This is a genomic window from Acinetobacter sp. NIPH1876 (assembly GCF_022808535.1).
GTDB classification, from domain to species: Bacteria; Pseudomonadota; Gammaproteobacteria; order Pseudomonadales; family Moraxellaceae; genus Acinetobacter; species Acinetobacter higginsii.
This window is the reverse complement of the sequence record NZ_JALGBR010000033.1, coordinates 1-6,401: the sequence shown is the minus strand read 5'-3', so window position 1 is coordinate 6,401 and position 6,401 is coordinate 1. Positions and strand designations below refer to the sequence as shown.

7 protein-coding genes and 1 pseudogene are annotated in these 6,401 nt (G+C 40.0%); 2 read left to right on the top strand and 6 right to left on the bottom strand.

Annotation, left to right across the window (positions count from 1 at the left end):
• Positions 1 to 119 precede the first annotated feature (119 nt).
• Genes MN869_RS20145 through rlmJ form a run of 3 tightly spaced genes read right to left on the bottom strand, consistent with a single transcriptional unit; the run spans position 120 to position 2,927 of the window.
• Positions 120 to 1,181, bottom strand: coding sequence for a DUF6670 family protein (locus MN869_RS20145; RefSeq protein ID WP_241304877.1), 1,062 nt, complete (start codon positions 1,179 to 1,181; stop codon positions 120 to 122).
• Between the two features lie 16 nt (positions 1,182 to 1,197).
• Positions 1,198 to 2,031 carry a CDP-diacylglycerol--serine O-phosphatidyltransferase gene (pssA, locus tag MN869_RS20140; protein ID WP_004802590.1) on the bottom strand — a complete coding sequence of 278 codons (834 nt, stop codon included), beginning with the start codon at positions 2,029 to 2,031 and terminating at the stop codon, positions 1,198 to 1,200.
• 38 nt (positions 2,032 to 2,069) lie between these two features.
• Positions 2,070 to 2,927, bottom strand: coding sequence for a 23S rRNA (adenine(2030)-N(6))-methyltransferase RlmJ (gene rlmJ / locus MN869_RS20135; RefSeq protein ID WP_005200234.1), 858 nt, complete (start codon positions 2,925 to 2,927; stop codon positions 2,070 to 2,072).
• Between the two features lie 382 nt (positions 2,928 to 3,309).
• On the opposite strand from rlmJ, the gene MN869_RS20130 reads away from it, so the two are divergent.
• Together MN869_RS20130 and MN869_RS20125 are read left to right on the top strand one after the other, a co-directional pair.
• Positions 3,310 to 3,936, top strand: a complete 627-nt coding sequence (locus tag MN869_RS20130; protein ID WP_241304876.1) for a 2OG-Fe(II) oxygenase — start codon at positions 3,310 to 3,312, stop codon at positions 3,934 to 3,936.
• Positions 3,937 to 3,998: 62 nt separating this feature from the next.
• Positions 3,999 to 4,526: a hypothetical protein gene (locus MN869_RS20125; protein ID WP_033133281.1), complete on the top strand. Its 528-nt coding sequence runs from the start codon at positions 3,999 to 4,001 to the stop codon at positions 4,524 to 4,526.
• 20 nt (positions 4,527 to 4,546) lie between these two features.
• On the opposite strand, the gene MN869_RS20120 is transcribed toward MN869_RS20125, so the two are convergent.
• The 3 genes and pseudogenes from MN869_RS20120 to MN869_RS20110 form a co-directional block, all read right to left on the bottom strand.
• Complete coding sequence (locus MN869_RS20120) at positions 4,547 to 4,789, bottom strand: DUF2789 family protein (RefSeq protein WP_241304874.1); 243 nt, start codon at positions 4,787 to 4,789, stop codon at positions 4,547 to 4,549.
• Between the two features lie 157 nt (positions 4,790 to 4,946).
• On the bottom strand, positions 4,947 to 5,933 hold the full coding sequence (locus MN869_RS20115) for a malate dehydrogenase (protein WP_004655942.1): 987 nt from the start codon (positions 5,931 to 5,933) through the stop codon (positions 4,947 to 4,949).
• 167 nt (positions 5,934 to 6,100) lie between these two features.
• A pseudogene (locus tag MN869_RS20110) lies at positions 6,101 to 6,316 on the bottom strand (ribonuclease I); the annotation flags it as partial.
• Between the last annotated feature and the right edge of the window lie 85 nt (positions 6,317 to 6,401).

Sequence of the window (6,401 nt, the reverse complement as noted above, 5' to 3'; positions counted from 1 at the left end):
AATCCTTGTTTCTCAACAAGTTTTTATCTGCATCACCGCCGATGGATGTGCATTCTACAGCATTTCACATCCAACACAACCCCCTTTTTTAAATTATCTTAAACTATTGCTTCGACCGCTTATTTTTTACACAAATAAGGCTGAAAATGTGCAACTTGGTCGATTATTTGTTCAGTTTTATTTTTTTCTTGCCAGTGTAAAGGGCGACAATCGATATATTCACAGTATCCAGAACCTTGATAGCTTTGTTTGTTCCACAATAATTGATAATTAAAACTTCCTACATAACCCGCAGCTAAGCCAAATTTATAATCACCTCGGCTTTGAGCTTGCATTTGAAAGACCACCTCTCCCTTTTCTGAATATTGCCAAATAAATTCCCGCGGCAAATACATCTCCCGTCCATTTGGGGTTTGTACTTTAGGATATACACGTGTGACATCTAAAATGACTTGATGATCATAGAGTATTGAATTTTGCTCATTCGACTGAATTTCAATTCTAGAAAAAATAATGTTATTCCACTGATTTCTAAGTTCAGACAAGATGATCTGAAAGTCTGCACTGACCTGAATAATTTGATAGGTAAAAAAATGAAAGGCGATAAAAGGTAAGTAGATGGCTCTGGCATGTTTCAAAATGCCTTGTGCTTGGATTTGATATTTTTGTTTTTTATAGGTGATTTCGCCTTCGCACTGACAGCGAACATACCAATAATCCCCAACGCCCCATTGCAAGGCTGAATGATTTTCTATTTCAGTACCAATATTCACTTTGAGTTGGCAACTGAGTTCTGCATCATCACGCTTAAAATAATAATTTGGGAAATCAACTTGGATTTGATCTACATCTAAAAACTGGTAACGATCTTGCTCTAATTGACACTGTTCTTTGGCACTATAACTTTTGAGATGCCCGACTGTAGATAAACTACTGGCAACCAAAACAGTCGCAGTATCAATTGCCGTCGTAGCAATTGCACTGGCGTTATAACAAATAGGGATCCGCGGTTGCCCAATCAGGCTAATGAAATTTAAATAATGAAAGGGTTCAGGCAAATTTGGCAGGATTAAGGCCTGATAGACAATTTTAAAAAGACCTTTGGGCGGATGAAAAGTTAAAGCATCTGACTTATTGAGGTTCAGCTGCTTTAATTGATTGTTATTCATCAATATTGGCATACTGAACCTCCGTAATTCAAGTTGTTATTTTAGCATCATTCTTTTTGGCAAATAGTGTCGTCACAAATCCTGAAAGGACATAGATGATACAGACTATCAGTATCCCTACAGGAATGTTGTACGTGATTGCAGCAAAAATCAAGACCACAGGTAACATCACGACGAAAGGTACACGCTTACGATCCATTTGTTTAAATGAATAGTATTTGATGTTTGAAATCATCAGTAAGCCAACGGCAACCATGACCACTGAATTAATCACTTGAATGACGATATCTTTTAAATCAAAGATAAATGGATAATCACGACCGACCCATACCAATGAAATAACAGTCACTGCCGCAAGCGGGCTGGCGATACCAATAAAGTAGCGCTTATCCACCACGCCGATTTGCACATTGAAACGCGCTAGGCGGAAAGCGGCACAAGCGGTATAAATAAAGCAACAGGCTAAGCCGATACGTCCAAGATCATGCAAGCTCCAGCTATACATCAAAATAGCAGGTGCAACACCAAACGCCAACAAGTCAGAAAGCGAATCGTATTGCTCACCAAATGCACTTTGTGCACCAATTGCACGAGCCACTCGACCATCCAAACCATCAAGCAATGCAGCCAAGAAAATGGCATAGATCGCTTGGTTAAAGTTTCCATTCATACTAGCAATAATTGAATAAAAACCAGAAAGAAGTGCGGCTGTTGTAATTAAATTCGGCCATAAATAAATGCCACGGCGTTTCACTTTTTGTCCTTCGTGCGTATGCTCTTCTTCTTCTACTTCAAAAGTGATTCCATCAAAAGAATGATCTTCTTTGTTCAAATCAGAATCAGGTTTAAGAGAATTTGTCATTATTTTCAATTCCTCGAGAATATTTGGACGTTGATGGGTTATTCACCCACCAACCAACGCACTGCAGCATGTCCACCATTTTCACTCATGCGCAAATGTGGAAATAACCATTGTAATGCTTGATCCGCATCTTCTGAGAACTTCCAAGGTGGATTAATCACCAATAAGCCACAACCATTCAATCCGACTGGGGTGTCATCTGGCCATACACAAATTTCACAAATGAGCTGACGGCGAATACCCGTTTTCATCATTTTCTTTTCAAAACGTTCAATCATGGCGCGATCTTTGATTGGATACCAAACTGCAATCACACCTGTTGGCCATTTTTTATGTGCGGCTTGGAGTATTTCAACCAATTGCGGGAAATCTTTACGCTCAATTTCGTAAGGAGGGTCAATCATGACTAATCCGCGTTTTTCTTTCGGCGGAATGACACCCATTAAACCTTCATAAAAATCACGCTCATGCAAGCCTGCACGTTTATCACGAATATTAAAATACAATTGTTGAAACACATCACGCTGCATTTCAAATATAGTTGCTTTATCAATATCACGCATGCCTTCAAGCGCAAACCAAGGTGAACCTGGATAAGCGCCTTTACCCGAACCAGCACGCATATCTTCAACAATTTTAAGATATTGCTTTACACCTTCAGGCGCATTACGTTTAATCGAATCGTCAAGCTTGACCAAACGATGGATACCCGTTAAGAATTCACCTGATTTTTGTGCTTCAGACGTAGATAAATCATATTTACCTGCACCACCATGGGTATCGATATATCGATAAGGTTTATCTTTAGCATTTAAACGAGCGAGCAGTTGAAGCAAAAGTACATGCTTCATAACATCGGCAAAGTTACCCGCATGGAAATGGTGACGGTAATTCATGTTGACAATTATTCCTCAATTCAGCGGGTAGTTTAACATGAAAATAGGGGCCGATGACATTTCACAGATGCTTGCGACTGTAGACATTTTTTAGCTGATACAAGGCATGGTTTACGAAATTTAGCATCCTAAATGAGAAAAACATAACGCTGTAGCAGCAAAAAATGTCACAGTCCCGAAGGGTTATAGCTAAAACTACCCTAAACTTCGTTATGAAACTTGACAAGGGAATCGCCATTGCCTACGTTCCATGCCTTGTTTATGTCGTTTTAGCTTATAACGCAAAGCATGGTTGAAATGTCAGCAGCCCCTAAATTATTCTTTAGCGTTGATGTGATCGTCTAAAATTGCCCTACAATCGAACCTAAGTCATTGGAGTGCTATGCAAGCAACAACTCTTCCACCCGCATTAAATCTTCAGTCTTGGAATCTGGATCAAGTGCTGGATGATCTAAATGAATTTGGCTTTGCCTTGATTGATGATATTTACTCACTTGATTATGTGCAGACATTAGCACATGAATGTACTTCGCATCTTGACGAATTTAGAGCAGCAGGAATACAAAATGGTGTGGTCAGCCATATCCGTAGTGATCACATTCTATGGATTGATGGGCAACTACCCATTGCACAACAGCATTTACAGACCTTAGAACATCTATCTCAAGCGTTGAATCAGGCTTTCTATTTAGGCATTAAAGAAGTCGAAGCACATTTCGCTTGTTATAACGCAGGTGAGTTTTATGCTTTACACCGCGATAACCCACAACAAAAAAATGATCGTATGATTTCGACCGTGTTCTATTTACATGAAAGTTGGCAAGAGGATTGGGGTGGTCAATTACGATTGCAGGATAAGCATGATCAATGGCATATCATTCAACCACAACCGAATCGTCTCGCGATTTTTCAAAGCGATGTCTTACACGAAGTCCTACTCTCTAAACAGCAACGTTTATCAATCACGGCATGGTTACGTAGTGGTGGCTCAATTTGGAATAAAGCTTAAACCCTTTAAATTCCTAAAAACACCCTTATATACCACGCATAACTGACGATTTTGGATCCATAATGTCGAATGAAACTCAACAAGTGATTGCTCGAATTGGTGAAACAGACCAACTCTATTTAGAAAGCAATACTCCCGAACTTGCTTTAGAGCGTGCTGACCTCCGTTTGCAATTGGTCGTATTGAGCCATATTCGACAGGAACAATTGCATTTCTTGCAAGAAGCAATCGTGCTCATTGAACAGGCACGTATTGAATATGATGAAATGCCACTCAGTTTATATTTGAATTTGTCCTTGCATCTAGCCAAAGCCTATATGATTTACTTTGAGTTGACCAAAGAACGACGCTTTGCCTTGATCACCCAACAAATTTTAAAACCCTTGGCCCATCATGAGCATTTAGACGTCTATTTCTTCTTGGCCTACGCATCAGCAGCTAAACAAGAACAAGCCTTAACACAACACTGGTTAAAAAAATATGTGTCATGTTTAGAACATGATTTAGAGCTATTACAACTCCACCCTGCATTTAATGCCATACGCCAAGAAGATTGGTTTAAAACATTGATTCAAAAAAAAGCTCACTAATGTGAGCTTTTTTTATTTGACTATCTTGTGCTATCCACATGTAGTTGTTGATTCAACTCATCAATCACGATCGCCCACTCATCATCTTTATCCCAGTGACTTTTGAGAAAATCACGCTGACCCGCACTCCAAAATTCCGCTTCATGCAGTTTTTGATCAGCGCGCAGTTGATGGGTTTTCACAAAGTTTTCGATTGCTGCCTCATCAGCCCCAAGCCCGAGTTGTTCGAATAAAAGCTCAAGTGTCGGTTGCTGTTCAAACATTGTTATTCTCCAAATCATGTCCTTTATCAAAACAATCTAACAGCAAATCGCCTTGGCATGCAGCGATAGGTCTATATTTTCTTGTTGTTTTTTGTTCTTAAACGACATAAAAAAAGCACTCTCGAGGAGAGTGCTTTCAATTTATCAAAAAGATAAATTATTTAACCATGTCAGCAATTGCTGCACGTTCTTCTTCAAGCTCATTCAACGTGAAGTTGATGCGCTCACGGCTGAACTCGTCAATTTCTAAGCCTTGAACGATTTTGTATTCACCGTTTTCAGTGGTTACAGGGAAACCGAACATAACGCCTTCTGGAATACCATAAGAACCATCAGATGGAATGCCCATAGTTACCCATTTGCCGTTTGTGCCCAACGCCCAGTCACGCATGTGATCGATTGCAGCGTTTGCAGCTGAAGCAGCTGAAGACAAACCACGTGCTTCGATAATCGCAGCACCACGTTTACCAACAGTTGGAAGGAACACATCTTTGTTCCATGCTGCATCGTTGATTTTGTCTTTTAAGCTTACGCCATTTGCAGTTGCAAAACGGTAGTCAGCGTACATTGTTGGAGAGTGGTTACCCCAAACAGTCATGTCTTCGATGTCAGAAACTGCAACACCTGCTTTTTGAGCAAGTTGAGTCAAGGCACGGTTGTGGTCAAGACGTAACATTGCGGTAAAGTTTTTCGCTGGAAGATCTGGAGCAGATTTCATTGCGATGTAAGCATTGGTGTTTGCCGGGTTACCAACAACCAATACTTTAACGTCACGGCTAGCAACTTCGTTAAGTGCTTGGCCTTGACCGATAAAGATTTCGCCATTCACTTTCAACAAGTCAGCACGTTCCATACCAGGACCACGTGGGCGAGAACCAACTAATAACGCATAGTCAGCATCTTTAAATGCAACTTTAGGATCATCAGTCCCGATCATGCCTGCCAATAATGGGAAAGCACAGTCATCAAGTTCCATCATCACGCCTTTAAGCGCTTGTTGAGCTTTCTCAAAAGGAACTTCAAGCAATTGTAAAATTACTGGTTGATCTTTACCTAACATTTCTCCGCTTGCGATACGGAATAATAAGCTATAACCAATTTGACCAGCAGCGCCTGTAACGGCAACACGAACGGGTTGCTTCATGTGATATTCTCCAATGAGATGCGTTTGCACGATTGAACGCTATTATTATTCAATCGAATTATCATAAACGGCAAAGATTGTACTCTAAAGCGAATACAGATGCATGTAAAAGAGAATGAATTTCAACGAAAGTCTAATAGAAAATACAAATCAAACTAGGTAAATACCTAGTAACTGCCTTTAATTGTAAATTCACTTGGGCAGCCCGTCACAATATGGCTTGCGCATTGTTTATATTGACCATTTTTCTGATAACAAACGCGTATTTCAGTCAGCACCGAATCAAATCTCGATGACTGGCAAGTAAAACGAATACCATTCGGCGGTAATGAAGGATTGAGCTTGGTAAATTGCTGTCTTAAGCTTTCCTTTTGTACTTCAATGGGGCTTTGTTGCATAAATAAATTTCATCCCCATACATGTTAGATGAATACAGAATCAAAAAGCCGATACAAAACAACGAACTGG

What these genes read in the sequence shown, in the direction of transcription:
- MN869_RS20145 (WP_241304877.1), bottom strand. Translation starts at nt 1,181, where the DNA reads ATGCCAATATTGATGAATAACAATCAATTAAAGCAGCTGAACCTCAAT.
- pssA (WP_004802590.1), bottom strand. Translation starts at nt 2,031, where the DNA reads ATGACAAATTCTCTTAAACCTGATTCTGATTTGAACAAAGAAGATCAT.
- rlmJ (WP_005200234.1), bottom strand. Translation starts at nt 2,927, where the DNA reads ATGAATTACCGTCACCATTTCCATGCGGGTAACTTTGCCGATGTTATG.
- MN869_RS20130 (WP_241304876.1), top strand. Translation starts at nt 3,310, where the DNA reads ATGCAAGCAACAACTCTTCCACCCGCATTAAATCTTCAGTCTTGGAAT.
- MN869_RS20125 (WP_033133281.1), top strand. Translation starts at nt 3,999, where the DNA reads ATGTCGAATGAAACTCAACAAGTGATTGCTCGAATTGGTGAAACAGAC.
- MN869_RS20120 (WP_241304874.1), bottom strand. Translation starts at nt 4,789, where the DNA reads ATGTTTGAACAGCAACCGACACTTGAGCTTTTATTCGAACAACTCGGG.
- MN869_RS20115 (WP_004655942.1), bottom strand. Translation starts at nt 5,933, where the DNA reads ATGAAGCAACCCGTTCGTGTTGCCGTTACAGGCGCTGCTGGTCAAATT.